Source organism: Pseudomonas sp. S3E17 (genome assembly GCF_024168685.1).
GTDB classification, from domain to species: domain Bacteria; phylum Pseudomonadota; class Gammaproteobacteria; order Pseudomonadales; family Pseudomonadaceae; genus Aquipseudomonas; species Aquipseudomonas marginalis.
In genome coordinates, this window is record NZ_JALJWE010000001.1 from 4,358,889 (window position 1) to 4,384,569 (window position 25,681).

The window sequence follows — 25,681 nt, forward strand, 5'->3', positions numbered from 1 at the left end:
ACTATTTACGCCTCAGTGATCAAGGACGAGTGCCTGGGGAGAAACCCTGAAAGTTTTTTCAAAAAGTTGCGATTACGATGCCTTGCCTTCGCGCAACACCAGTAAATATGGGGTGTAGTGCTCGGCACGCAGGTTAAGGGTGTACTCCAGCGCTTTGATCACGGCTTCGGGTTTGTCGATTTCAAACACACCCGACACCACGCGATTGCGCAGCGCATCACCGAGCACCAGGGTCTTGCCGGGCCAATAGCGATTCAACTCGCTGACCACTTCCGACAGCGGCTGCTGGCGGAACACCAGTTGCCGTTGGCGCCAGGCAAAGCCGCTGGCCGGGTCGAAAGCATGCACCTCGGCCAGGCGCTGGCCTTGATATTCCACGGCCCGCCCTGGCTCCAGGTACACCGGTTCACCGCTGCCGGCACTGACCTGCACCTTGCCCTGCGCCACCTGCACCCGCGTCTGCGCATCGCGCCGCGCAACGCTGAACTGCGTCCCGACCACCTTCACCCAGCCGTCGCCGGACTGCACCACGAACGGCCGTGTCGGATCCTTGGTGACGTCGAAAAAGCCTTCGCCACGCAGCAAACGGATTTGCCGTTCGCCCCCGCTCAAGCGGATCTGCACCGCGCTGTCGGTGTTGAGTTGCAGGTGCGAGCCGTCGGCCAGTTCGATGTTGCGCGACTCGCCGGTGCCGGTGGCGTAGTCCGCGCGCAGGCGATCGAGCCATGGCGTGTTCTGCACGGTAAGCCCCACGGCCAGCAACACCGCCGCAGCACACGCCCAACGCTGCCAGGCTCGCGCCGGTTTGCGCCAGGCGGCCTGTTCGGCGCGGCGAATCACCCGCGCCGGTTCGCGCAGGCCGCCGAGCATCGCCTGCACTTCCCGCCAGGCGTCATCCTGGGCCGGGCCTTGCCCCAGCCAGGCGGCAAAAGCGTCCATGTCAGCCGGCGTTACGTCCTCGGCCTGCAGGCGGAAGTACCAGCCAGACGCTTCGTCGAACAACACGTCGGCAGTGGAGGTGGCGGTCATGAGCGACGTCCTTGTTCATCGCAGGCAAGCCGCGTCTTGATGTACGCGCGGCATTCAATCAAGGCGCGACGCAGTTGGTATTCCACACTGCGTGCCGTGATCGACAGACGTTCGCCAATCTCGCGGTAGGAAAGTTCGTCGACATGATAAAGCAGGAAGATCTGCCGAGTCGCTGGGGGCAACGCCAGGATCGCATCCTGCATCAGTTGTTCCTGTTGGTAGGCGGCTAATTGCTCGTCGGCCCCCGGATTGCTGCACGGCAGCTCTTCGCTGGGCTCACCCGCGTCCAGGCGCTCACGGCGGATGGCCTGGCGCTGGTGATCGCGCACCAGGTTGCTGGCGATGGTGAAGAGGAAGGCTGGGAGGTTGTCGATCTTTTCGCCGCAGTCCATGCGAGCCAGGCGCAGGAACGACTCCTGAGTCAGGTCGGCGGCCACCTGGGGGCTGCCGGTGCGGCGAGTGACGAAGGCTTCGAGGGCTTTCTTCTGCTCCGCGAACAGGCGCGCGATCTGCGAATTCCAGGAGGGCACAGCACTACCTTGAGAAGAACGAAGGGTTCAGGAAGTGCGCACGCTAGCAGAGGATGAGATTGGTTCGCAATTGATATCTATTTTAGGCTGGGTTTTGTAGTGCTATTCAGACAGCCATCGGGGGCAAGCCCCCTGCCACCTTTTGATGTGTGAACACCTTAAAAATGTGGGAGCTGGCTTGCCTGGGATGCAGGCGACTCGGTGTTACTGAATCTCGTCAGGCTTGACGATCACCCAGTTCTTGTCCGCCGTCACCGGCAACCCTTCCTTGGCTTGCGCCGCTGCATGCTTGGCGATCATGCCGTTGAGTTGGGTCATGTATTTGTCCTTGCGGTTGATCCACAGGTGGATACCGCCCTTGGCCACGTCCACATCGTGGAACAGCATGTAGCCATCGCTGGTCGGCGTATCGCCGCCGACGATCACCGGTTTTTTCCATTCATCGATGTAGGTCAGGATCGCCGCGTGCTTGCCGGCCATCCAAGTTGCGGGAGTCCACAGGTAGGGGGTCAGTTCCAGGCCGAGGTTGGCTTTTTCGTCGTATTTGCCGGCGGCGATCTGTTTACGTGCGGTGGTCAGTTCGCCCGTGTTGCGGTCCTTGAGCAAGGTCGTTACGCCAATGACATTCTCGGGTTTGACGTTGTAGCCGTACTTCGGATCGGCGGCGACCATGCGCACCAGTTCTTCCGACGCGGCGGTCATCACGTACACCTCGATGCCGTTTTCCATAAGCTTGTTGTACAGCTCGGCCTGGCCGGTGAAGACCTTCGGCGGCTGTACCTCGGACTGCTTGACCACGTCGCCTTCGAAATAGCTGACCGGCACGGGCTTGCCGGAGGCCATCAGTTCATCCACCTGGACCTTGAGTTCCTTGAGGGTAAAGCCGGAAAACACCTGCGCAACCCACGGGTAGCACACCATGTCGTCGACTTCGCAAAGGCGGTAGTAGTAGCTGAACAGACTTTCCTTATGGTTGGCGGTGTCTTTGAACGGCATAAGCTTGAGCGACGGGTCGAGGCTGTCGCGGGTGATCAGGCCCTTGTTTTCCATGTAGGGCAGCAGGGATTCTTCGAGGTCGTAGCGGTAGCTGGTGTTGTCCATGTCGAACACCGCGAAGTTACCCTTGTTGGCGTTGGCGGCGATCATCTCGTTCAGTTGTTTGGCGGCGGGTGCCGGCCAGTGTTTCAACTCGGTGGCGGCGAACGCCTGGCTGGCGAGTCCGAGGCAGAATGCGGCGGCTAGTAATTTCGGCGCGAGCTTCATAGGCGTTGTCTCCCTGAGTGAAAGACATGGACGCTAACAAATCCCTGTGACAGTTCCCAACGCGAGCACGACGGTGTGCGTCCTGATTCCGTCACGGGCATACGCCGGAGCGTCAGCAGCTTATTCCAAAAACGACAGTCGCCATTCCATATTGGTATTAAATCAATATATTTCAAGCTGTTAGCATTTCCGGTTCGCAATCGCAGGCTCACGCGATTGGCTGCCTTCTCAACGGAGCTTCAATGAATCTGCCCCTGATTCTCAACTTGCTGGTGTTCGTGGCCCTGTTGCTGGGCCTGGCACAAACCCGTCGCACCCACTGGAGCCTCGCCAAGAAGGTTCTGTTCGCCCTGGTCCTCGGCGTAGCGTTCGGTACGGCCTTGCACGCCATTTACGGCGACGGCAACCCCGTGCTCAGAGCCTCCATTGGCTGGTTCGACCTGGTCGGCAACGGTTACGTGCAACTGCTGCAAATGATCGTGATCCCGCTGGTATTCGCTTCCATCCTCAGTGCCGTGGCGCGCCTGCATAACGCCTCGTCCCTGGGCAAGATCAGCTTCCTGACCATTGGTACGCTGCTGTTCACTACCGCGATTGCAGCGCTGATCGGTATCGGCCTGACCAACCTGTTCGGCCTCACCGCCGAAGGCCTGGTGGCCGGCACCCAGGAAATGGCACGCCTGCAAGTGATCCAGAGCGATTACGCCGGCAAGGTCGCCGACCTGAATATCCCGCAGTTGCTGCTCTCGTTCGTGCCGGCCAACCCATTCGCCGACCTGGCCCGGGCCAAGCCGACGTCGATCATCAGCGTGGTGATTTTCGCCGCCTTCCTTGGGGTTGCCGCGCTGCAACTGCTCAAGGATGACGTGGAAAAAGGCCAGAAGGTGCTCAACGCCATCGACACCCTGCAAGCCTGGGTGATGCGCCTGGTGCGCCTGGTGATGAAGCTGACGCCGTACGGTGTGCTGGCGCTGATGACCAAGGTGGTCGCCGGTTCCAACCTGCAGGACATCATCAAGCTCGGCAGTTTTGTGGTGGTGTCGTACCTGGCCTTGGGCCTGATGTTCGTGGTGCATGGCCTGCTGCTGTCCCTGGCCGGGATCAACCCGCTGCGTTTCTTCCGCAAAGTCTGGCCGGTACTGACCTTTGCCTTCACCAGCCGCTCCAGCGCGGCGGCCATCCCGCTGAGCATTGAAGCGCAGACCCGCCGCCTGGGCATCCCGCACTCCATCGCAGGCTTCGCCGCCTCGTTTGGCGCGACCATCGGCCAGAACGGTTGCGCCGGCCTCTACCCTGCCATGTTGGCGGTGATGGTCGCGCCGACCGTGGGCATCAACCCGCTGGACCCGCTGTGGATCGCGACCCTGGTAGCGATTGTGACCCTGAGTTCGGCCGGTGTGGCGGGCGTGGGCGGCGGCGCGACTTTTGCCGCGTTGATCGTGCTCCCGGCCATGGGCTTGCCGGTGTCACTGGTGGCGCTGCTGATTTCCGTGGAGCCGCTGATCGACATGGGCCGTACGGCGCTGAACGTGAATGGTTCGATGACGGCGGGGGCCATTACCAGCCAGATCATGGGGCAGACGGATAAAGCGTTGTTGGATGCGGATGAGCATGGGGAGTTGGCGCAGGCCTGACGGAATAAGCTAGCAGGGACCTCACTCCCTGCTAGCTCAAACGATCAGCAGCCTTTCGGTAAACCTCATCACGCTCACGCTTATCGACAGCCACGACAAACACCGTGATCTCCTGATCAATGACTTGATACACCAACCGATAACCGGTGCTGCGTAGCTTGATTTTGTAGCAATCGGGCAAGCCATGCAGACGGCTGGCTTCAATACGTGGATTGTTCAGGATCTCGACCAGCTTCTTTTTAAACTGTTGACGAACGGTATCGCCCAGTTTGTGCCATTCCTTCAAAGCCCGTGCATCGAAACCCAGTTCATAGGTCATCCAGTGAGACCTTCACCCGCTGGGGCGCAGCCAGCCGCTCCCGAACTGTTGCCAACAATGCCTCATCATCTTCAGTCATGAGGACAGGCTTGAAAGGTAACTGGCCGCGGTCTGCCACGTACTGCAAGGCTTGACGCATTAATTCCGATGGGGTGACGCCGAGCTTTTCCAACTCGTGATAAGCACGAGCCTTAAGGTCGTCGTCGATACGTACGTTGATAGAGGCCATGGGGCAGCCCTCACTGTAAAGACATTGGTCATTACAGTGGCGCATCGAGGCTTCTTTTGCAAGTCTGACTAATCTGGTGCCTGTCAGGCCTTTTCCCAAACCTCAAAACTGTACGCCGGCTTGTCCCCTTCCGGCGGATTCTCGACATTCGACACCAACTTCCACTGGCTCGCATCAAACGCCGGAAACCACGCATCCCCTTCCGGGCTCAGCGCCACGCGCGTCAGGTACAGGCGATCCGCCTGTTCCAGCCCCTGCGCATATAACTGCGCGCCGCCGATGAGCATCAGCTCATCCACGCCCTGCTCCAGCGCCCAGGCTTCAGCCCGCGCCACGGCGGCATTGAGTGACGGAAAAACTTCCGCACCTTCCAGCGCCAGGTCGGTCTGACGGCTGACCACAATGTTCAAGCGCCCCGGCAGCGGTCGGCCTAGGGAATCCCAGGTCTTGCGCCCCATGATGATCGGCTTGCCGAGCGTGGTGGCCTTGAAATATTTGAAATCCCCCGGCAAATGCCAGGGCATGCTGTTGTCGACGCCGATCACGCGGTTTTCACCGAGGGCTGCGATCAGGCTTAAAGGGAGAGTTTTTTTCATGGCGACGAGAATACCAGAGCCACGAACCAGCGGTTATGCTCCAAGCTCACTTGCACGACAGGAAGACGCGTGACCGCACTGACCCCCCTGCAAAAACTCTGGCTGACGGAAACCGTGCGCCTGCGTGAAGAACACGCCGGCCCCCTGGAAGACCAGGAAGCCAATCGCCTCGCGCGCACGGCGGGCAGCGATCTGCCGACGCGCATCCAGCAGCGCGCCCTGCACCTGGCCGAGCGCGATGGCCTGACCGCCGCCCTCACGCGCTGGCTGCAAGGCGCACGCCTGGCCCTGGTGCTGCTGGCGGTGGTGGCTGTCATCAGCGGCGCGGGCCTGGCCTTTGCTGCGCTGGGCAACGGCTTGACCCCGGTGAATGTGTTCTGGGCCCTGGGCAGCCTGCTCGGCCTGAACCTGATCCTGCTGTTGAGCTGGGCGTTGGGGCTGCTGTTTGCCGGCGAGCACGGCGCCAGTCTCGGGCGGCTGTGGCTGTGGCTCAGTGAAAAGCTTGCGCGCGATGCCAAGGCCGCCCAGTTGGCCCCGGCGTTGCTGCTGTTGCTGCAACGGCAGAAACTCAATCGCTGGGCGGTCGGGGTGCTGGTCAACAGCCTGTGGTTGCTGGCGCTGCTCAGCGCGCTGGTGATTCTGCTGACGCTGCTCGCCACCCGCCGTTACGGCTTTGTGTGGGAAACCACTATCCTCGGCGCCGACACCTTCGTCGCCGTGACCCAGGCCCTCGGCACCCTGCCCGCCCTGCTGGGCTTCAACGTACCGACCGTCGAGATGATCCGCGCCAGCGGCGACTCCGCACTGAATATCGAAAGCGCCCGCCAGGCGTGGGCCGCCTGGCTGGTCGGGGTATTGCTGGTCTACGGCCTGCTGCCCCGCTTGATCCTCGCCCTGCTGTGCCTGTGGCGCTGGAAACGCGGGCGCGCCGCCCTGCACCTGGACCTCAACCTGCCCGGCTACAGCCCACTGCGCGAACGCCTGATGCCCAGCAGCGAGCGCCTTGGCGTCAACGACGCCGCGCCGGAACAACTGCACCCCGTCACCGGCGGCGTCAGTGCGCTGGAAAGCGACGGCGCCTTGCTCGTCGCCATCGAACTGGACGATCAACATCCCTGGCCGCCCAAGTTGCCGGCGAAGGTTAAGAACGCCGGCATCCTCGACAGCCGCGAATCGCGCAACAAGCTCCTGGAGCAACTCAGCCGCTTCCCGCCCGCGCGCCTGGCCATCGCCTGCGACCCGCGCCGCTCGCCGGACCGCGGCAGCCTGGCGCTGATCGCCGAACTCGCACGCAGCGCCGCCGCCACTCGCGTATGGCTGTTGCAAGCCCCGCCCGGCCAGGCGCTGGATGCCGAGCGCCTGGGCGACTGGCACAGCGCGCTGCAACAACTGGAGCTGCCGTTCGCCGATTGCGCGCCGTTGAACTGGCTGGAGACCGGTCATGACTAAGCCACTGAAACTCGCCGTGGTCGGCCACACCAACGTCGGCAAGACCTCGTTGCTGCGTACCCTCACCCGTGACGTCGGGTTCGGCGAAGTCTCCCATCGCCCCAGCACCACGCGGCATGTCGAAGGTGCGCGCTTGTCGGTCGACGGCGAAGCCTTGCTGGAGCTGTACGACACGCCCGGCCTGGAAGATGCTATCGCCCTGCTCGACTACCTGGAACGCCTGGATCGCCCCGGCGAACGCTTGGACGGCCCGGCCCGCCTGGCGCGGTTCCTGGAAGGCAGCGAAGCCCGCCAGCGTTTCGAACAGGAAGCCAAGGTGCTGCGCCAACTGCTGGCCTCGGACGCCGGCCTGTATGTGATCGACGCTCGCGAGCCGGTGCTGGCCAAGTACCGTGATGAGCTGCAAGTGCTGGCCAGTTGCGGTAAACCGTTGCTGCCGGTGCTTAACTTCGTCAGCAGCAGCGACCACCGCGAGCCGGACTGGCGTGAAGCCCTGGCACGCCTGGGCCTGCATGCGCTGGTGCGTTTCGACAGCGTCGCGCCGCCGGAAGACGGCGAACGCCGCCTGTATGAAAGCCTCGCCCTGCTGCTGGAAAACGCCCGGCCGCAGTTGCAGCGCCTGATCCTCGACCAGGAAGCCCAACGCCAGGCCCGTCAACAGAGTGCCGCGCGGTTGATTGCCGAATTGCTGATCGACTGCGCCGCGTGCCGACGCAGCGTGGTGACTGAAGATGAGCAACAAGCCATCAGCGATTTGCGCAAGGCGGTGCGTCAGCGCGAACAAAAATGCGTGGAGGCCTTGCTCAAGCTGTTCGGCTTCCGCCCCCAGGACGCCGCCGCCAGCGACTTGCCGTTGCTCGACGGCCGCTGGGGGGATGACCTGTTCAACCCGGAAACCCTCAAGCAACTCGGCGTGCGCCTCGGCGGTGGCATCGCTGCAGGCGCAGCGGCCGGAGCCGGTGTGGACCTGCTGGTCGGCGGGCTGACCCTCGGCGCCGCCGCCCTGGCGGGCGCCATCGCCGGTGGCGCATTGCAGACCGCGCGCAGCTACGGCAGCCGCCTGCTGGGCAAGATCAAGGGCCAGCGCGAGCTGACCGTGGATGACAGCGTGCTGCGCCTGCTCGCCCTGCGCCAGCGCCAGTTGCTCAAGGCCCTGAACCTGCGCGGCCATGCGGCGATGCACAGCATCAAGGTCGATACGCCCCAGGACAAGACCTGGCGCGAAGGCAAATTGCCGGACGCGTTGCACAAGGCCCGCGCCCACCCGCAATGGTCGTCCCTCAACCCCCAGGCCAGACTGAGCCAGGCCGAACGCCAGGAACAGGTCGAAGCCCTGGCCCAGCGCCTCGACGAGGCTTAAGCCGCCAGCAGCTGCCGGGCCTTGGCCTTGAGCACTTGCAGGTCGAGCACCGGCACGTGCATTTGCTTGGCCTGTTCGTCCCAGTGGCGCAGGCGCAGGCTGATCTGGCACAGCGGGTCTTGTTCAAAGGCGCGGGCCTCCTCGGCCGTCATCACGCCGCCCTGGTAACCCAGGGTGCGGCGGCTCGCCTCGCTCAAGCATGCGTAGTAGTCCGGCCGGCTGAACGTCAGGTAGCGCTTGGCCTGGACGTGGTACTCCACCAGCCTGGCCAGGCGCTCACTGAAGCCTGCGCGGCGCAAATAATCCGCGCCCAACCGTTCATGGCTGACCACGCCATAACCGCCCATGTTCTCGCCACCCTGGCCACACAGATGGCCGATATCGTGGAAAAACGCCGCCAGCACCACTTCATCATCGAAGCCTTCGGCCATGGCCAACTGCGCGGCCTGGGACATGTGCTCGATCTGCGACACCGGCTCGCCGATGTAATCCGCCGCGCCGTGCTGCTCGTACAAAGCGAAGATTGTGGCAATCGCCTGTTCCGGGCTCATCACGCCGGCCCCCACAGGGTTGTGATATTGCGCTCGGCCATCGCCGGCCCCACGCTCATGCCCACACCGGTGTGCATCAAGGCGGCGCTCACACCAGGTGCGGCCTGCACAAATGAAAATGGCGCCGGGCCCCTGGCGCCGTAGACGCCCTGCCAGCGTTCCATTACCTGGATCTTGCAACCCAAGGTCTGTTCGGCCAACTCGATCATCCAGTCATCCACCTGCTCGGCATTGAACGGCGAGGCATCGCTGCCGTAGTCGTGGGAGTCGCCGATGATCAGTTCGCCATGGGGTGTCGGGCTGATCAGCAGGTGAATCCCGTGTGCATGCAGGTGCGGCGCCTCGCGCAGGATTTGTGCCTGTACCGGCGCGGCTTCAGGCAGGTCGGCAAAAGCGCCGTAGTGCACGCAACTGAGGCCGGTGAGCAAGGCGTGTTGCAGGTTGAGGTTGAGTGCCGGCCGGGCGCGCAGCATTTGCAGGCGGCAGATCTGCGGGTTGAGTTCGGCGATCGCCTCGGCCAACAGGGTTTGATAATCGTGGCCGGAACAGACGATAACCTGCTCGCCACGAAAGCTGCCCGCCGTGCTGTGCACCTGGCCCGGTTCGACATCGCGCACCAGGGTGGAGAAGTGAAACTCCACACCCAGTTGCTGGCTCAGGTAGTGGATCAGCGCCGGTATCGCCTCGCGCGAATACAGTTGCTGGTCGTCCTTGCCATGCAGCGCGGCGCGGTGATGGCGGAACTGGCCGCCATACAGATCCTTCAACGCCGCGCCTTGCAACAGGTCGACGTTATAGCCGTGTTCACGCGCGCGGCCGGCGCAGAAGGCTTCCAGCAGATGCTCTTCGGCTTCGGTGCGGGCGAACAGGTACGAGCCGTTGCGCTTGAGCTGCAGGCCGGCAACCCGAGCCCATTGCCCCCAGATATCACGGCTTTGCCGTGCCAGGTCGAGCATCGGCCCCGGCGGCTGCCCGGTGACCAGGGCCTGGCCGAAGTTGCGTACCGAGGCGCCCAGGGGTGTGGCGCTGCGCTCGAACACCTTGACCTTGAGCCCGCGCCTGGCGGCGGCGTAGGCGTGGGACAGGCCGAGGATGCCGGCGCCGATGATGAGCAGGTCGCTGTGGTGTGTCATTTAGTGATGTCCTGTTTTCAAGACCGCTATCGGGGGCAAGCCCCCTCCCACATTTCGATTTGTGAATGCAGTCAAGTGTGGGAGGGGGCTTGCTCCCGATGAGGCCAGTAGCCCTAACGAAAACCTTACTGCCCCGCCACCTTCTCCGACTTCCCGTCATAGCGCTTGCGCCACTCAGCCAGGATGCTGTCGCGGTTTTTCGAGGCCCAGCCGAAGTCGTTCTTGATCAAACGCTGCTCATAGTCAGCCGGCAATTCGGTCTGCGGCTTGGCGATCCCCGGCTGGGCGAGCACGGCGAAGTTGTCCTTGTACAGGTCCATTGCCGCTGTACTGGCGGAGAAATCCGCGAGCTTTCTGGCGGCGTCCGCATGGGCGGTGCCCTTGATCACGGCGGTGGCTTCGATATCCCAGCCCAGGCCTTCCTTCGGCAGGATGATGTCCAGCGGCGCGCCCTGGCGCTTCAGCTGCACGGCCGGATACTCAAAGGAAATACCAATCGGGAACTCACCGGAAGCCGCCAACTTGCACGGTTTGGAACCGGAGTGAACGTACTGGCCGATGTTCTGGTGCAAGTCGTCCATGTACTGCCAGCCCTGCTTCTCGCCGAAGGTTTGCAGCCAGGCGCTCACATCCAGGAAGCCGGTGCCGGACGAGGCCGGGTTGGGCATCACGATCTTGCCCTTGTACTCGGGCTTGGTCAGGTCTTGCCAGCTCACCGGCTTGGTCAGGCCCTGCTTTTCGGCTTCGACCGTGTTGAAGCAAATGGTTGCCGCCCACACATCCATGCCGACCCAGGCCGGTGGGTTGGCGGCGTCACGGTAATTCTTGCCGATCTTGTCCAGGTCCTTGGGGGCGTAATTGTCCAGCATGCCCTGCTGATCGAGGATCGCCAGGCTCGATGCGGCCAGGCCCCAGACCACATCGGCCTGCGGGCGGTCTTTTTCGGCCAGCAGCTTGGCGGTGATGATGCCGGTAGAGTCGCGCACCCATTTGATCTCGACGTCAGGGTTGGCCTGTTCGAAGGCTTTTTTGTAGGTCTTCAACTGCTCGGCTTCAAGGGCCGTGTACACGGTCAACTCGGTCTTGGCGAAGGCATTCAGGCTGAATGCAGTGAGTACGGCAGCGACCAGCGCCAGGGGCTTGAACATGGAGCACCTCCTTCAGGGATGGTTATTGGCCGGGCGCGGTCTGGCGCCAGGCTTGGGAGCGGCGCAAGGCGCCACGTGAAGCCCACGCCAGCAGCAGCGAAACGCTGCCTGAGGTGAACAGGATCAGGGTCGACATGGCGGCCGCGCCGCCCACATTGCCGGCGTCGTCCATGTTCAACACGGCGACGGCGGCGAGGATGGTGTCGGGGCTGTAGAGGAAGATCGCGGCGGACACGGTGGTCATCGCCGACACAAACAGGTAGCGCACGATGTCCAGCAGCGCCGGCAGGCAGATCGGCACCGTGACTTTCAAGTAATGGCGATACAGCGGCGCCTTGAGCGACAGCGCCGCCGCTTCGAACTCGGCGTCCAGCTGGCGCAGCGCGGTGGTGGCGGTCATCTGTGCGGTGGTCAAATAGTGAGCAATGGTGCACACCACCAGCAGGGTCATGGTGCCGTAGAACACATGCAGCGGGTTGCCGCTCAGGTTGAAAAAGAACACGTAGCCCAGGCCCAGCACCAACCCCGGCACGGCCATCGGCACAAAGCTGAGCATGCGCAGCGCCAGGTTCAGGCCCTTCTGGCCCTTGGTCTTTTCCATCAGGTAGGCGCCGGTGAAGATCAATACGCTGCCGATCAATGCCGTGCACAACGCCAGGGTCAAGCTGTTGCGATAGGCCAGCCAACCGCCGCCGGCCGTGTCTTCGAACTGGTAGTGGCTGAACGACAGCGACAGGTTGTACGGCCAGAATTTCACCAGCGAGGAGTACACCGCCATGCCGAACACCACCAGCAACACGGCACTGATGAGCAGCACGATAAGCAGATAGGCGCTATCCCTCAGGCGCGACGGCGCCGGCTGGAAGACCTGGGCGCGGCCACTCATGGCATCGCCGTGGCGACGGCGCAACCAGGCGTCGACGCCAAAGCTGAACAGCGCCGGCAGCAGCAACACCATGCCGATCAACGCACCGCGACCGAACTGTTGCTGGCCGACCACCGCCTTGTAGGCTTCCAGCGCCAGCACCTGGTAATCCCCGCCCACCACCACGGGCACGCCGAAATCCGTAATGGTCAAGGTGAACACCAGGCAGAACGCGGCAAATACCGCCTGGCGCGTGGCCGGCCAGGTGATGCTGCGAAACGCCCGGGCAGGACTGGCGCCCATGCTTGAGGCCGCATCGAACAAGCGCGCATCGGCCAACGACAGCGCCGACAGCAAAATCATCAGGGCATGTGGGAAGGTGTAGATCACCTCACCGAGGACAATGCCCCAGAAGCCGTAGATGTTGTCCGAGAACAGCCCGCGCAACAGGCCCTGGTTACCGAACAGGTAGACCAGTGCAATCCCCGGCAGCATCGACGGCGCCATCAACGGCAGCAGCGACATACCGCGCCAGAGGGACTTGCCGGGTATCAACGTACGTTGCAGGGCGTAGGCAAACAGGTAGGCCAGCGGTACGACAATGGCCGCTACGCTGAGGGAGACTTTCAGGCTATTGCCCAGCAGCCAGTGGAAGTTGGCGCTGGTGACCAACGCCCGTGCGGCCACCAGGCCACCGCCCTGCCCGGCCTCGCTGCTGAAACCGCGCCAGAAGATCGCCAGCAGTGGCAGCAATACGGCGATGCCCAGCAGCACCAGCCAGAGCAGTTTGCCGCCAACCACGAAAATACGGTCGCCGATTTCGGCACGTGACGCTTGACGCGCCAGAGTCATGACCGCGGCCATCTCAGGCAAACACCTGCAGGCTGCGCGGCGGCAAGGCTACCCAGATGTCCTGGGCGCCCAGGCGCGGCATGGCTTCCGGGGCCAGCTCGGCAAGCAGCGGATGGCCGGGCAGCTGCTCCAGCTCAAAGCTCATGCGGCAGCGGTTGCCCAGGAAAGTGATCTCGCGGACCTTGGCCGGGAACAGGTTCTCCTCATGCACCGCCGGGTTGACGCTGATCGCTTCCGGGCGGCAGAACAGCCGGCCGGACCTGGCCACGCCGGCATCCTCGGCCAGGCGCATGTTCATCCCGCCGACTTGGGCATGGCTGGCACTGTTGCGGCTGAACGGCAGCCAATTGCCCTGGCCGACAAACTCTGCCACAAACGGCGTGGCCGGGCGGTCGTAGATTTCCTGGGGCGTGGCGTATTGCTCGACCTTGCCGTTGTTCATCACGGCGATGCGGTCGGCCATCAACATGGCTTCGTCCTGGTTGTGGGTGACCATCAGGGTGGTGATACCCAGGCGCCGTTGCAGCTGGCGCAGCTCAGTGCACAGATGCTCGCGCACGCGGGCGTCGAGGGCCGACATCGGCTCATCCAGCAACAGCAATGACGGCGCCGGTGCCAGGGCACGGGCCAGGGCAACCCGCTGCTGTTGGCCGCCGGAGAGTTGGCCGGGGTACTTCTTTTCACTGCCAAGCAGCCCCACCAGTTCAAGCATCTGTCCGACGCGCTGGCGCACTTCATCGCGACCGCTGCCGGTGAGGCCGTAGCCGATGTTCGCTTCGACGGTGAGATTGGGAAACAGCGCGTAGGACTGGAACAGAATGCCGTAGTCCCGCGCCTGGGGCGGCAGCAGGGAAACATCTCGATCACCCAGGTAAAGTTCGCCGCTGTCCTGGCGTTCCAGGCCGGCGATGCAGCGCAGCAACGTGGTCTTGCCGCAGCCGGAAGGGCCGAGCAGGCACACCAGCTCGCCGGCAGCCACGTCCAGGGACACATTGTCCAACGCTGTAAAGGCGCCGAAGCGTTTCTGGATACCGCGCACGTTCATCGGCGCGCCGGGTTGGGTCAGGGCTGTGTTCATGGTGGCACCTCATCAAACTGATGAAGGCCATGCTAGGCAGGCAATGCGTCCCTCTTGTGGCAGAAAGGCAAAAGGCGGCGATAGTGGTATTCGCAGATTTGTGTAGGACGCTTAGCGGTGAGCTGCCTGGTCTACCGCAATCGGGAGCAAGCCCCCTCCCACACTTGACCGAGTTCCAACATGGAAATGCGGTCACCTGTGGGAGGGGGCTTGCTCCCGATTGGTCCCCAAAGCCACTACAAGGCTTTAGATCGGCGACATTTCCTGCGCCAACCCCAGAAACGCCGCCGGCAGACGAGCGCCTTTTCTTTCCTTGAGGCAGTACAGGTACTCCGGGATCTGCGGCGCATGCTCGAGGGTCAGCACCTTCAGCTGCGGGTCATGGGGCACTTCCTGGCGGGCGATGATGCTGATGCCGATATTGCGCAGCACCGCTTCGCGGATCGACTCACGGCTGCCGATTTCCAGCAGCGGCCCGTAGCTCACGCCGGCGCCTTGCAGCATCTCTTCCGTGAGCCGCCGCGTGGTGGAGCCGGCTTCACGCATCAACAACGTATGCCCGGCCAACGCACTCAGCGGCACATGGTCGAGCTTGGCCAGTGGGTGGTTGCGGTGTACCGCCAGCACCAACGGGTCGGTGCCCAGTACACGACGGATCAGGCGCGGGTCTTCGAGCAACTGTGAGGACGCTGCGACATCGACGCGGTAGTCATCCAAGGCTTCAAGCACCTGCTGGGAGTTGCCGATTTCCACCGACACCTCCACCTGCGGCAGGCGTTCGCGAAAGGCTTTGACCAGGTCGAGGATGTAGTACGGCGCCGTGGCGGCAATCCTCAGCGCACCCTGGACCTGGCCGCTGTTGCGCAGGAAAAACTCGATGTCCGCTTCCTGCTGCAGCAGCGTCTTGACCATCGGCAGCAGGCGCGCGCCCTCGTCGCTGACGGTGAGGCGGCGCCCGCCACGGTAGAACAACTCAACGCCGTACTGGCTTTCCAGGTTGCGAATCTGGGTGGTAACGGTGGGCTGGCTCAGGCCGAGTTTTTTCGCCGCCTGGGTAATACTGCCCAGGCGGGCGACCATAAAAAACGCCTTCAACTCGGCACTCAGCACACCACCCTCTCATCCTCTATTTGCGCAACAGGCGCAGGCCATTGAACACCACCAGCAGGGCCACGCCCATGTCGGCGAACACCGCCATCCACATGGTCGCCATGCCCAGGAACGTGACCACCAGGAAGATCGCCTTGATCACCAGGGCCAGGGTGATGTTCTGCTTGAGGATACTCGACGTTTGCCGCGACAAACGAATGAATGCCGGAATCTTGCGCAAATCATCGTCCATCAAGGCCACGTCGGCCGTCTCGATAGCGGTGTCGGTGCCTGCCGCGGCCATGGCAAAGCCAATCTCGGCGCGCGCCAGGGCCGGGGCGTCGTTGATGCCGTCGCCGACCATGCCCACCCGGTGGCCTTGGCCGTAGAGGGTTTCGATGGCGTGCAGCTTGTCGGTGGGCAACAGGTCGCCCTGGGCCTGATCGATGCCGACCTGGGCCGCAATCGCCTGGGCGGTGTGGGTGTTGTCGCCGGTGAGCATCAAGGTCTTGATGCCCAGCTCATGCAGTTGCTGGATGGCTTCGCGGCTGCTGTCCTTGACCGTGTCGGCCACGGCGAACAGCGCCAGCGGGCCGGACTTGTCGAGCAACAGCACCACGGACTTGCCCTGTTTTTCCAGGGCGAACAGTTTTTCCTCCAGCTCCGGCGAACACAGGCCAAGGTCTTCCACCAGGCGGTGGTTGCCCAAGTGGTAGGTCTGGCCATTGATGTCGCCGCGCACACCGCGACCGGCCAGGGCTTCGAAGTTATCCACAACGTGCACCGGCAGGTTTTTATCCACAGCCGCATTGGCAATCGCCAGGGACACCGGATGATCGGAGCGCCCGGCCAAACTGGCGGCCAGGGCCGGGGCGCTGTCTTCGACAGTGGGGAACAGTGCCAGGTAATCGGTTTGCACCGGCTTGCCGTGGGTAATCGTGCCGGTCTTGTCGAGGGCCAGGTAGTCAAGCTTGTAACCGCCCTCCAGGTACACACCGCCCTTGATCAGGATGCCTTTGCGCGCCGCAGCCGCCAGGCCGCTGACAATGGTCACCGGGGTGGAGATCACCAGCGCGCACGGGCACGCCACTACCAGCAGCACCAGGGCGCGGTAGATCCAGTCGAACCAGGCGCCGGCCATGAACAGCGGCGGGATCAGCGCCACACCCAGGGCGAACAGGAATACGGCCGGGGTGTAGATTTTCGAGAAGCTGTCGACGAACCGCTGGGTCGGTGCCCGTGCGCCCTGGGCCTGCTCCACCGCATGGATGATGCGGGCCAGGGTGGAGTTGTTGGCAGCCGCCGTGACCTTGTACTCCAGGGAACCGGCCTGGTTGATGGTGCCGGCGAAGACCTTATCGCCGACGGTCTTTTCAATCGGCAGGCTTTCACCGGTGATCGGCGCCTGGTCGATGGTGGACTGGCCGGCGATGACTTCACCGTCAAGGCCGATACGCTCGCCGGGTTTTACCCGCACGATTGCGTCCAGCTCAATGCTTTTGACCTCCATTTCGACCCAGCTTCCATCAGCCTGCCGAACCGTGGCCTGTTCCGGTGTCATCTGCATCAAGCCACTGATGGCATTGCGCGCACGGTCCAGGGACTTGGCTTCGATCAGCTCGGCCACGGTAAACAGGAACATCACCATGGCCGCTTCCGGCCACTGGCCGATCAGGACCGCGCCAGTGACCGCGATGCTCATCAAGGCGTTGATGTTCAGGTTGAGGTTTTTCAGGGCGATCCAGCCCTTCTTGTAAGTGGTGAGGCCGCCGCTGAGGATCGATACCAGCGCTACCAGCGCAATCACCCAAGTGGGCGCGGCATTGGTGAAGTGCAGTACTTCGGCGCCCAACGCCCCCACACCGGACAACGCCAGCGGCCACCAATGCTTCTTGGCGGGCGGCTCGGCGGCCGGGGTGCCCTCCACGATCGGATCGGCCTGCATACCCAGGGATTTGATCGCATCGATGATCGGCGCGGTACTCGGCAGGTCATGGGTAACGCCGAGGATGCGGTTGATCAGGTTGAATTCCAGCTGCTGCACACCGGCCAGCTTGCCCAGTTTGTTCTGGATCAGCGTCTGCTCGGTGGGGCAGTCCATGGCTTCGATGCGGAAGGTACTCAGGCGCGAGCCGGCGGTGGGCGCCTCGCTCAACTGCACCAGCACAGGCGCGGGCGTGCCGGAACAGCAGGAACCGCCATGGCCGTGATCGTGCACGGGGGTGAGTTTCTTCGGCCCATGATCATGATCATGGTCGTGTTTATGCGGGGTGTGAATGGAGTCGCTCATCAGGTCGCGTCCGTAAGGTGCCTGTTGCCAAGTAAAGACCCTGTAGCCACTATAGGGTCAAGCACCCATTTGGAGATTGCTGCAATGAAGATCGGCGAACTGGCCAAACTGACCGATTGTCCGGTGGAAACCATCCGTTATTACGAGAAGGAAGGCCTGCTGCCACCCCCGGCACGCACCGAGGCCAACTACCGCGTGTACACCCAGGCGCACACCGAGCGGCTGATCTTCATCCGCAACTGCCGCAGCCTCGACATGACCCTGGAAGAGATCCGCAGCCTGCTCGGGCTACGGGACAGCCCCCAGGACCAGTGTGAAAACGTGAATGCGTTGATCGACGAGCATATCCACCATGTGAAAGCGCGGATTGACGGGCTGCTGGCGTTGCAGGAGCAGTTGCTGGACCTGCGCCAACGCTGTGGCGGCGGGGACCACTGCGGGATTTTGCAACGGCTGGAAGTCAACGGCGGTGTAGCCGCCAGCGAGGCCGAGCCCTCACACGTAGGCAGAAGCCACGGGCATTAATTCAGCCTGGTAACCGAATCAAAATGTGGGAGGGGGCTTGCCCCCGATGGCGGTGTGTCAGTCATTCTTCACTTAACTGATCCACCGCTATCGGGGCAAGCCCCCTCCCACATTGGACAGCGTCAGGCTCTAGATGGCGACATCGGCCTTGATGCTTGGATCGGCGTCATAACCCACGATTTCAAAGTCTTCGAACTTGTAATCGTAGATCGACGCCGGCTTACGCTTTATCACCAGTTCCGGCAGCTTCTTCGGCGTACGCGCCAGCTGGGTGCGGATCTGCTCCATGTGGTTGCTGTAGGCGTGGGTGTCGCCGGTGGTGACGATGATCTCGTGGGGGATCAGGTCGCATTGCTGGGCCAGCATATGGGTCAGCAGCGCCAGGGCGGCGGTGTTGTACGGCAGGCCGAGGAATACGTCGGAGCTGCGGATGTACAACTGCATCGACAGATGGCCGTCATGCACGAACGCCTGGTACAGCAGGTGGCAAGGTGGCAGGGCTTGCTTGCCGTTGCGCGCGTTTTCCTGGGGGCTTTTGGTTTCGTCCGGCAGGTATTCGACGTTCCAGCCGTGGAACAGGATGCGACGGCTGTTGGGGTTGGTCTTGAGTGTGTGCACCATGTAGTCGATCTGGTTGATCGTGCCGCCATCCTTGGTCGGCCAGGCAGTCCACTGCTCGCCATACACCGGGCCCAGGTCACCGTCTTCGGTGGCCCACTCGTCCCAGATTTTCACACCGTTTTCGTTCAGCCACTTGATGTTGGTGTTACCGCTCAACATCCAGATCAGTTCGTTGGCGATGCTTTTGAAGTGAAGCTTCTTGGTGGTCAGCAGCGGGAAGCCGTCGGCCAAGTTATGCCGATACTGACGGGCGAACACGGCCTTGGTGCCGGTGCCGGTACGGTCGCCTTTGGTCAGGCCATTGGTCACGACGTCGTTCAGTAGTTCGAGATATTGCTTCATGTCATTACCCGTATCGTTGAAGCCGAGACCTCGCGGGCCTCGGCATTCGAATTTAAAGCGCGGTGTGCTTCAGCGGTTGCGGGCGATTGTACGCCCACCACAGCAGGCCCAGGCCGACCAGGATCATCGGAAGGCTGAGCACTTGTCCCATGGTCAGCCAGCCCCACGCCAGGTACCCCAGCTGGGCATCCGGCACGCGCACGAACTCGACGATGAAACGGAAGATCCCGTAGAACAGCGCGAACATGCCGGAAACGGCCATGGTCGGGCGCGGTTTGCGCGAAAAGAGGTACAGGATAAGGAACAGTGCCACGCCTTCCAACGCGAACTGGTACAGCTGCGACGGATGGCGCGGCAGTTGCGCCGGGTCGCTGAACGGCGGAAACACCATGGCCCACGGCACGTCGGTCGGCTTGCCCCACAACTCGGCGTTGATGAAGTTGCCGATACGCCCGGCGCCCAGGCCAATCGGTACCAGCGGCGCGACAAAGTCCATCAGTTGGAAGAACGACTTGCCGTTGCGCCGGCCAAACCACCAGGCCGCGATCATTACGCCGATAAAGCCACCGTGGAATGCCATGCCGCCTTTCCACACTTCGAAGATCAGCGTCGGGTTGGCGATGTAGGCCGAGAGATCGTAAAACAGCACATACCCCAGGCGCCCGCCGACGATCACCCCCATCGACAACCAGAACACCATGTCGGAGAGCTTCTCCTTGGTCCAGGTCGGGTCGAAACGGTTCAGGCGCCGGGAGGCCAGCAGCCATGCACCGCCGATGCCGATCAGGTACATCAACCCGTACCAGTGGATTTTCAGCGGACCGATGGCCAGGGCCACCGGGTCGATCTGCGGGTAAGGCAGCATTGCGACTCCTCGTTCAATCATTCGTTATGGCGACCGGACCATGCCCGGGCGCGATTAAGCCTGCGTTACAGCAAAAAATTCAAACCGACACAAAACAGCAAGCCGGCGAACAACCGCTTGAGCAAGCGCGGCGACAACCGGTGCGCCAGGCGTGCGCCGAAACGGGCAAACACCATGCTGGTCAGGGCAATGCCCAGCAGTGCCGGCAAATACACGAACCCTAGACTATGAGCGGGCAACAGCGGGTCATGCCAGCCCAGAATCATGAAACTTAACGCACTAGCCAGGGCAATCGGCAAGCCGCAGGCGGACGAGGTGGCCACCGCCTGTTGCATCGGCACGCTGCGCCAGGTCAAAAACGGCACGGTCAGCGAGCCGCCGCCGATGCCGAAAATCGCCGAAGCCCAGCCGATCACGGTACCGGCCAACGTCAGGCCGAGCTTGCCCGGCACCGTGCGACTGGCCTTGGGCTTGACCTCCAGGGCCAGTTGCACGGCGATGATCAGGGCGAATACGCCGATGATCTTCTGCAAGTGGGGGCCGGAAATCGCCTCGGCGGTCAGTGCACCAAAGCCGGCGCCGAGCAGGATGCCCACGGTCATCCAGACAAAGATCGGCCAACGCACCGCGCCACGTCGGTGGTGCTCACGCACGGCATTGACCGAGGTAAAGATGATCGTCGCCAGGGAGGTGCCCACGGCCAGGTGAGTCAGCACCTGCGGGTCGAAGCCCTGCAAGGTGAAGCTGAACACCAGCACCGGCACGATGATGATCCCGCCGCCCACGCCAAACAGCCCGGCGAGCACGCCCGCGCACGCGCCCAGCAGCAAATACAGCAGAAATTCCATGGAAGCCCCCAAACCAGGTCCGGCATGTTAACGGATGGAAGGCATGCGACCCAACTGGATACGATGGAACGCCGCTGCCGGTGTGGGTAGAGTGGCAAAAAACACAAACGGGAATCGCCTGATGTGCCTGATTGTTTTTGCCTGGCGGCCGGGCCATGCCCAGCCGCTGATCGTCGCGGCCAACCGTGATGAGTTCTACGCCCGCCCCAGCCTGCCGCTGGCCCAGTGGCCGGATGCGCCCGAAGTCTACGCCGGCCGCGATCAGGAAGCGGGCGGCACCTGGCTGGGCGTGAATGCCAATGGGCGGTTTGCGGCCCTGACCAATATCCGTGATCCGCACCAGCCGCCGGCACGCAAGTCCCGCGGGGAACTGGTGGCGCGGTTTCTCAGTGGTTCGCTGCCGGTTGACGAGTATTTGGCCGACGTTAACGGCCGATCGATTGAATATGCCGGGTTTAACCTGCTGGTGGGGACGCGGGAAGAGTTGTGGCATTACAACGCCAATCACACCGAGCCGACGCAGTTGAAAGCGGGCGTGTATGGGTTATCCAATGCAGGGCTGGATACACCTTGGCCGAAACTGCTTAAGGCCAAAGCCGCGCTGAGTGAGTTGCTGAACGATCCCCAGCCCGAAGCGCTACTGGAGATTCTGAGCGATCCGCAGACGGCGCCGTTTGCTGACTTGCCCGATACCGGCGTGGGGTTAGCGACCGAGAGTTTGCTGTCGAGTGTGTTTATCGCCAGCCCCAGTTATGGGACACGGGCGAGCACGGCGTTGATTGTGAACGCCGATGGCACGCGGCGGATGGTGGAGCGCAGCTTTGGACCACATGGTGGACGGTTAGGCGAGGTGGACATCAACCTGTAGGAACTAGGCGTCCCCCTCGCTCCTACAAGGTTTTGGCAGACGCCGGGTTGATCATCCGCGTCAGCCCCAGGTTCTTCAGCGCCAATTGCAGCGAGCTGTGGATAACCTGCGGGTTGTCGATGGTCATCAACTCCGCCAGCAGGTCCTTGGCCATGCTCAGTTCAATCTGGCGCAGCATCCACTTCACCTTCGGCAGGTTGGTGGCGTTCATCGACAGGCTGTCAAAGCCCATCGCCATCAACAGCACCGCCGCCGCGGGGTCACCGGCCATTTCACCGCAGATGCTCACCGGCTTGCCTTCGGCATGGGCGTCGCGCACCACGTGTTGCAGGGCTTGCAGCACCGCCGGGTGGAGGTAGTCGTAGAGGTCGGCCACCCGCGGGTTGTTGCGGTCCACGGCCAGCAGGTACTGGGTCAGGTCGTTGGAGCCCACGGACAGGAAGTCCACCTGCCGCGCCAGTTCCTTGGCCTGGTAAACCGCCGCCGGGATTTCGATCATCACGCCAATCGGCGGCATCGGTACGTCGGCGCCTTCGTCGCGCACTTCGCCCCAGGCGCGGTGGATCAGGTGCAAGGCTTCTTCCAGCTCATGGGTGCCGGAGATCATCGGCAGCAGGATGCGCAGGTTGTTCAGGCCTTCGCTGGCCTTGAGCATGGCACGGGTCTGTACGAGGAAGATTTCAGGGTGGTCGAGGGTGACGCGAATACCGCGCCAGCCGAGGAAGGGGTTGTCTTCCTTGATCGGGAAATACGACAGGGACTTGTCGCCGCCGATGTCCAGGCTGCGCATGGTCACCGGCAACGGGTGGAAGGCGGACAGTTGCTCGCGATAAATCGCCAGCTGCTCCTTCTCACTCGGGAAACGCTGGTTGATCATGAACGGCACTTCGGTGCGGTACAGCCCCACCCCTTCGGCGCCGCGCTGTTGCGCGCGGGCCACATCGGCCAGCAGGCCGGTGTTGACCAGCAGCGGTACACGGTGACCGTCGAGGGTCACGCACGGCAGTTCGCGCAAGGAATCGAGCCCGAGCGCCAGTTGCTTCTCTTCTTCCACCACCTCGGCGTATTGCTTGCGCAGGACTTCGCTGGGGTTGGTAAACACCTCGCCGCGATGCCCATCGACGATCATGTCGATACCGTCGACCTTGGAGTACGGCAGGTCCACCAGGCCCATCACCGTCGGAATGCCCATGGCCCGGGCCAGGATCGCGACGTGGGAGTTACCCGAACCGAGGACCGAGACCAGGCCCACCAGCTTGCCTTCGGGCACTTCGCCGAGCATGGTGGCGGTCAGTTCTTCACTGATCAGGATGGTGTTGTCGGGGTAGACCAGATTGGTGGTGCGGTCTTCCTGCAGATAGGCCAGCAGACGGCGACCGAGGTCACGCACATCCGAGGCCCGCTCGCGCAGGTAGGCGTCATCCATCAATTCGAAACGGTTGACGTGATCGGTGACCACCTGGCGCAGCGCGCCCTGGGCCCACTGGCCGGTCTTGATCACGGTCTTGACTTCATTACCCAGGGACGCGTCGTCGAGCATCATCTGGTACACGTCGAACAACGCGCGCTCTTCGGGGCGCAGCTGGGTGGCCAGCTTGGTCGACAGGTTGCGCATGTCGGCGCGCACGCCTTCCAGGGCCGTCTTGAACAGTTTGATTTCAGCGTCGATGTCGTCGACGTGCTTGTCCGGCACCACATCGAGGTCGGCCGGCGGCAACATGACCACGGCAGTACCGACCGCCGCCCCCGGTGAACCCGGTACGCCGACGAACTTGGCTTCCTGGATCCCCTTGCCCTGGCGCCCCAGGCCGCGAATCGAGCCGGTGGCTTCGGCGTGGGCGATAACCCCGGCGAGCTGCGCGCTCATGGTCACGAGGAAGGCTTCTTCGCCCTCGTCGAACTGGCGACGTTCTTTTTGCTGGATGACCAATACGCCGACGACGCGGCGGTGGTGAATGATCGGTGCGCCGAGGAACGAGGCATAACGCTCTTCGCCGGTTTCGGCAAAGTAGCGATAACGCGGGTGATCGGCCGCGTTTTCAAGGTTCAGGGGTTCTTCACGCGTCCCCACCAAGCCCACCAGACCTTCATTGGGCGCCATGCTGACCTTGCCGATGGAGCGCTTGTTCAAGCCCTCGGTGGCCATCAGCACAAAACGGTTGGTCTCTGGGTCCAGCAGGTAAACCGAGCAGACCTGGCTGCCCATGGCTTCCTTGACGCGCAACACAATAATCCCCAACGCCGCCTTGAGATCCTTGGCGGAGTTAACTTCCTGGACGATCTTGCGCAGCGTATTGAGCATGGCTCGGGGTCGAACTCCGTCGTCAGTCGCGCGCTAAAAGGCGCGGGGCAAGCTCTTTGAGAGCGCGACGATAAACCTCGCGCTTGAATGTCACCACCTGGCCCAACGGGTACCAATAACTGACCCAACGCCAGCCATCGAACTCCGGTTTACCGGTCAAATCCATCCGCACCCGCTGCTCGTTGGAGATCAGGCGCAGGAGAAACCATTTCTGCTTCTGGCCGATGCACAGCGGTTGGCTGTGGGTACGCACCAGGCGTTGCGGCAAACGATAGCGCAACCAGCCCCGGGTACAGGCCAAAATCTGCACATCTTCACGCTCAAGGCCGACTTCTTCATTCAACTCACGGTACAAGGCGTCTTCAGGGGTTTCGTCGGGGTTGATTCCGCCTTGAGGAAACTGCCAGGCATCTTGGTTGATTCGGCGAGCCCATAGCACCTGTCCGGCATCATTCGTAAGAATAATCCCGACATTAGGACGGAAACCATCGGGGTCGATCACGGCAACAACCTCGCAAACGCATGTCGCCGCATTGTTCCACAAAGGTTGTTCCAGCGGCAACGAGGCTTCTTACCTTATGTGCACTCTTGTGAAAAGACCGTATTCTGGACGCCTTTTTACAGACTTTTCAGCGAGTAACTGCAATGCGCCTGGCTTTATTCGACTTGGACAACACCCTTCTCGGCGGTGACAGTGACCACGCCTGGGGCGATTACCTCTGCGAGCGGGGGATTCTCGACGCGGTCGCCTACAAAGCCCGCAACGACGAGTTCTACCAGGACTACCTGGCCGGCAAGCTGGACAACGCCGCCTACCTGAACTTCTGCCTGGAAATCCTCGGCCGCACCGAGATGGCCCAGTTGGACGAATGGCATAACGACTATATGCGCGACTGCATCGAGCCGATCATGCTGCCCCTGGCCGCTGAGCTGCTGGCCAAGCACCGCGCCGCTGGCGACAAGCTGGTGATCATCACCGCCACCAACCGTTTCGTCACCGCGCCAATTGCCGCACGCCTGGGCGTCGATACGCTGATCGCCACCGAGTGCGAGATGGAAAATGGCCGCTACACCGGGCGCAGCACGGATGTGCCGTGCTTTCGTGAAGGCAAGGTGACGCGCTTGAATCGGTGGTTGGAAGAGACGGGGTACAGCCTGGAAGACAGTTACTTCTACAGCGACTCGATGAATGACCTGCCGCTGTTGGAGCAGGTGACGCACCCGGTGGCGGTGGATCCGGATCCGAATCTGCGTGCTGAAGCCGAGAAGCGGGGTTGGCCGGTGATTACCCTGCGTAGCGAGTAACGGTGGTGAGCGGGCTTGCCCCGCGCTGGGCTGCGAAGCAGCCCCAAAACCTGCCAACCGGTCTCATCAGGAAAAATGCGGGCCTTTGTCAGGGCTGCTTCGCAGCCCAGCGCGGGGCAAGCCCGCTCACCACAGAAGCCCTCACCGCGTTACACCGGCTTGGCGCCCATGAGCCCGGCAATCGCCACAAACCCCACCAGGCTTACCACCGCCAGCACCAGGGTGAAATTCAGGCTGCCGCCCTCGCCTTTGCGCAGCCGGTTAAGCCGTGCCACCAGCCAGAACCAGGCCAGCGCGGCCACGGTATAGAGGATGCTGGAACCGAGGATCCAGGTCTGCCCCAGCGGCCAGCCGACCAGGTGCACCAGCCACCAGCCGGTAAACGGTATGCTGACCATGCAAACGCCCATCAGCAACCACACGAACGCCCACGGGCGCTGCACCGTCACGGCCGGGCCGGCGCTGCGCTTGCGCCAGGCCAGCAGCGCCAGGCCGAGGCCGCTGAGCAGCAGCAACACCGTGGCGGCGATGTGGATAACTTTGAGGGTGGTCAGGGTTTCCATATGTCGTTTTCCTTAAAGGCCGCCCCA

At 62.6% G+C, this 25,681-nt stretch carries 25 protein-coding genes; 6 read left to right on the forward strand and 19 right to left on the reverse strand.

The features are described 5' to 3' along the window. Positions 1-72: 72 nt before the first annotated feature. From J3D60_RS19675 to J3D60_RS19685, 3 genes are all read right to left on the reverse strand, one after another. The gene (locus J3D60_RS19675; RefSeq protein ID WP_253492495.1) at positions 73-1,029 is read right to left on the reverse strand and encodes a FecR family protein; all 957 of its coding nucleotides are present in this window, start codon (positions 1,027-1,029) and stop codon (positions 73-75) included. Then, complete coding sequence (locus tag J3D60_RS19680; RefSeq protein ID WP_253492497.1) at positions 1,026-1,559, reverse strand: RNA polymerase sigma factor; 534 nt, start codon at positions 1,557-1,559, stop codon at positions 1,026-1,028. Before J3D60_RS19680 ends, J3D60_RS19675 begins: the two co-directional genes overlap by 4 nt. 204 nt (positions 1,560-1,763) lie before the next feature. Further along, on the reverse strand, positions 1,764-2,822 hold the full coding sequence (locus J3D60_RS19685) for a haloacid dehalogenase-like hydrolase (RefSeq protein ID WP_253492499.1): 1,059 nt from the start codon (positions 2,820-2,822) through the stop codon (positions 1,764-1,766). 242 nt (positions 2,823-3,064) lie between these two features. Here J3D60_RS19685 and J3D60_RS19690 point away from each other — a divergent pair, with 242 nt between their 5' ends. Beyond that, on the forward strand, positions 3,065-4,456 hold the full coding sequence (locus tag J3D60_RS19690; RefSeq protein ID WP_253492502.1) for an L-cystine transporter: 1,392 nt from the start codon (positions 3,065-3,067) through the stop codon (positions 4,454-4,456). A gap of 31 nt (positions 4,457-4,487) precedes the next feature. Here J3D60_RS19690 and J3D60_RS19695 read toward each other — a convergent pair whose 3' ends face one another. The 3 genes from J3D60_RS19695 to J3D60_RS19705 form a co-directional block, all read right to left on the reverse strand. Beyond that, a complete protein-coding gene (locus tag J3D60_RS19695; RefSeq protein ID WP_092489413.1) occupies positions 4,488-4,775 on the reverse strand; it encodes a type II toxin-antitoxin system RelE/ParE family toxin in 288 nt (95 codons plus the stop codon). Continuing rightward, positions 4,765-5,004, reverse strand: coding sequence for a type II toxin-antitoxin system RelB/DinJ family antitoxin (locus J3D60_RS19700; protein ID WP_065938253.1), 240 nt, complete (start codon positions 5,002-5,004; stop codon positions 4,765-4,767). The genes J3D60_RS19695 and J3D60_RS19700 overlap by 11 nt, the downstream gene beginning before the upstream one ends. 83 nt (positions 5,005-5,087) lie before the next feature. After that, entirely contained in the window at positions 5,088-5,600 is a 513-nt protein-coding gene (locus J3D60_RS19705) for a dihydrofolate reductase (protein ID WP_253492505.1), read from the reverse strand. Between the two features lie 69 nt (positions 5,601-5,669). Here J3D60_RS19705 and J3D60_RS19710 point away from each other — a divergent pair, with 69 nt between their 5' ends. Together J3D60_RS19710 and J3D60_RS19715 are read left to right on the forward strand one after the other, a co-directional pair. Next, positions 5,670-7,049 (forward strand): DUF2868 domain-containing protein, encoded by a 1,380-nt coding sequence (locus J3D60_RS19710; protein WP_253492507.1) that lies wholly within the window; start codon positions 5,670-5,672, stop codon positions 7,047-7,049. Continuing rightward, the gene (locus tag J3D60_RS19715; protein ID WP_253492509.1) at positions 7,042-8,409 is read left to right on the forward strand and encodes a DUF3482 domain-containing protein; all 1,368 of its coding nucleotides are present in this window, start codon (positions 7,042-7,044) and stop codon (positions 8,407-8,409) included. Before J3D60_RS19710 ends, J3D60_RS19715 begins: the two co-directional genes overlap by 8 nt. Here the strand turns inward: J3D60_RS19715 and J3D60_RS19720 are convergent. The 7 genes from J3D60_RS19720 to J3D60_RS19750 form a co-directional block, all read right to left on the reverse strand. Beyond that, positions 8,406-8,960, reverse strand: coding sequence for a phosphonate degradation HD-domain oxygenase (locus tag J3D60_RS19720; protein WP_253492510.1), 555 nt, complete (start codon positions 8,958-8,960; stop codon positions 8,406-8,408). The two genes, J3D60_RS19715 and J3D60_RS19720, sit on opposite strands and share 4 nt — an antisense overlap. Beyond that, positions 8,960-10,093 carry a TIGR03364 family FAD-dependent oxidoreductase gene (locus tag J3D60_RS19725; protein WP_253492511.1) on the reverse strand — a complete coding sequence of 378 codons (1,134 nt, stop codon included), beginning with the start codon at positions 10,091-10,093 and terminating at the stop codon, positions 8,960-8,962. The genes J3D60_RS19720 and J3D60_RS19725 overlap by 1 nt, the downstream gene beginning before the upstream one ends. A gap of 125 nt (positions 10,094-10,218) precedes the next feature. Then, on the reverse strand, positions 10,219-11,241 hold the full coding sequence (locus J3D60_RS19730; protein WP_065938090.1) for a putative 2-aminoethylphosphonate ABC transporter substrate-binding protein: 1,023 nt from the start codon (positions 11,239-11,241) through the stop codon (positions 10,219-10,221). A 22-nt stretch (positions 11,242-11,263) separates the two neighbouring features. Beyond that, entirely contained in the window at positions 11,264-12,970 is a 1,707-nt protein-coding gene (locus J3D60_RS19735) for a putative 2-aminoethylphosphonate ABC transporter permease subunit (protein WP_253492513.1), read from the reverse strand. A gap of 1 nt (position 12,971) precedes the next feature. Next, positions 12,972-14,036 (reverse strand): putative 2-aminoethylphosphonate ABC transporter ATP-binding protein, encoded by a 1,065-nt coding sequence (locus tag J3D60_RS19740; protein WP_065938088.1) that lies wholly within the window; start codon positions 14,034-14,036, stop codon positions 12,972-12,974. 246 nt (positions 14,037-14,282) lie between these two features. Further along, entirely contained in the window at positions 14,283-15,146 is an 864-nt protein-coding gene (locus J3D60_RS19745) for a LysR family transcriptional regulator (protein WP_027606132.1), read from the reverse strand. Positions 15,147-15,162: 16 nt separating this feature from the next. Continuing rightward, the gene (locus J3D60_RS19750) at positions 15,163-17,415 is read right to left on the reverse strand and encodes a heavy metal translocating P-type ATPase (RefSeq protein ID WP_253492514.1); all 2,253 of its coding nucleotides are present in this window, start codon (positions 17,413-17,415) and stop codon (positions 15,163-15,165) included. 84 nt (positions 17,416-17,499) lie between these two features. On the opposite strand from J3D60_RS19750, the gene cadR reads away from it, so the two are divergent. Continuing rightward, positions 17,500-17,940 (forward strand): Cd(II)/Pb(II)-responsive transcriptional regulator, encoded by a 441-nt coding sequence (gene cadR / locus J3D60_RS19755; RefSeq protein WP_027606134.1) that lies wholly within the window; start codon positions 17,500-17,502, stop codon positions 17,938-17,940. 129 nt (positions 17,941-18,069) lie between these two features. Here the strand turns inward: cadR and J3D60_RS19760 are convergent, their stop codons facing one another. The 3 genes from J3D60_RS19760 to J3D60_RS19770 form a co-directional block, all read right to left on the reverse strand. Then, the gene (locus tag J3D60_RS19760; RefSeq protein WP_015886389.1) at positions 18,070-18,903 is read right to left on the reverse strand and encodes a thymidylate synthase; all 834 of its coding nucleotides are present in this window, start codon (positions 18,901-18,903) and stop codon (positions 18,070-18,072) included. Positions 18,904-18,955: 52 nt separating this feature from the next. Then, positions 18,956-19,768, reverse strand: coding sequence for a prolipoprotein diacylglyceryl transferase (gene lgt / locus J3D60_RS19765; RefSeq protein WP_027608428.1), 813 nt, complete (start codon positions 19,766-19,768; stop codon positions 18,956-18,958). Positions 19,769-19,833: 65 nt separating this feature from the next. Then, positions 19,834-20,616, reverse strand: a complete 783-nt coding sequence (locus J3D60_RS19770) for a sulfite exporter TauE/SafE family protein (RefSeq protein ID WP_065938085.1) — start codon at positions 20,614-20,616, stop codon at positions 19,834-19,836. 121 nt (positions 20,617-20,737) lie between these two features. Between J3D60_RS19770 and J3D60_RS19775 the strand changes: the two genes are divergently transcribed. Then, the gene (locus tag J3D60_RS19775; RefSeq protein WP_253492515.1) at positions 20,738-21,484 is read left to right on the forward strand and encodes an NRDE family protein; all 747 of its coding nucleotides are present in this window, start codon (positions 20,738-20,740) and stop codon (positions 21,482-21,484) included. Between the two features lie 22 nt (positions 21,485-21,506). Here J3D60_RS19775 and ptsP read toward each other — a convergent pair whose 3' ends face one another. After that, positions 21,507-23,786 (reverse strand): phosphoenolpyruvate--protein phosphotransferase, encoded by a 2,280-nt coding sequence (gene ptsP / locus J3D60_RS19780; protein WP_115485549.1) that lies wholly within the window; start codon positions 23,784-23,786, stop codon positions 21,507-21,509. Between the two features lie 22 nt (positions 23,787-23,808). Further along, positions 23,809-24,288, reverse strand: a complete 480-nt coding sequence (locus J3D60_RS19785; RefSeq protein ID WP_003176750.1) for an RNA pyrophosphohydrolase — start codon at positions 24,286-24,288, stop codon at positions 23,809-23,811. Positions 24,289-24,431: 143 nt separating this feature from the next. Here J3D60_RS19785 and J3D60_RS19790 point away from each other — a divergent pair, with 143 nt between their 5' ends. Then, complete coding sequence (locus J3D60_RS19790) at positions 24,432-25,091, forward strand: HAD family phosphatase (RefSeq protein ID WP_253492517.1); 660 nt, start codon at positions 24,432-24,434, stop codon at positions 25,089-25,091. Between the two features lie 149 nt (positions 25,092-25,240). Here the strand turns inward: J3D60_RS19790 and J3D60_RS19795 are convergent, their stop codons facing one another. After that, the gene (locus J3D60_RS19795; protein WP_253492519.1) at positions 25,241-25,654 is read right to left on the reverse strand and encodes a DUF2269 family protein; all 414 of its coding nucleotides are present in this window, start codon (positions 25,652-25,654) and stop codon (positions 25,241-25,243) included. Positions 25,655-25,681: the final 27 nt, after the last annotated feature.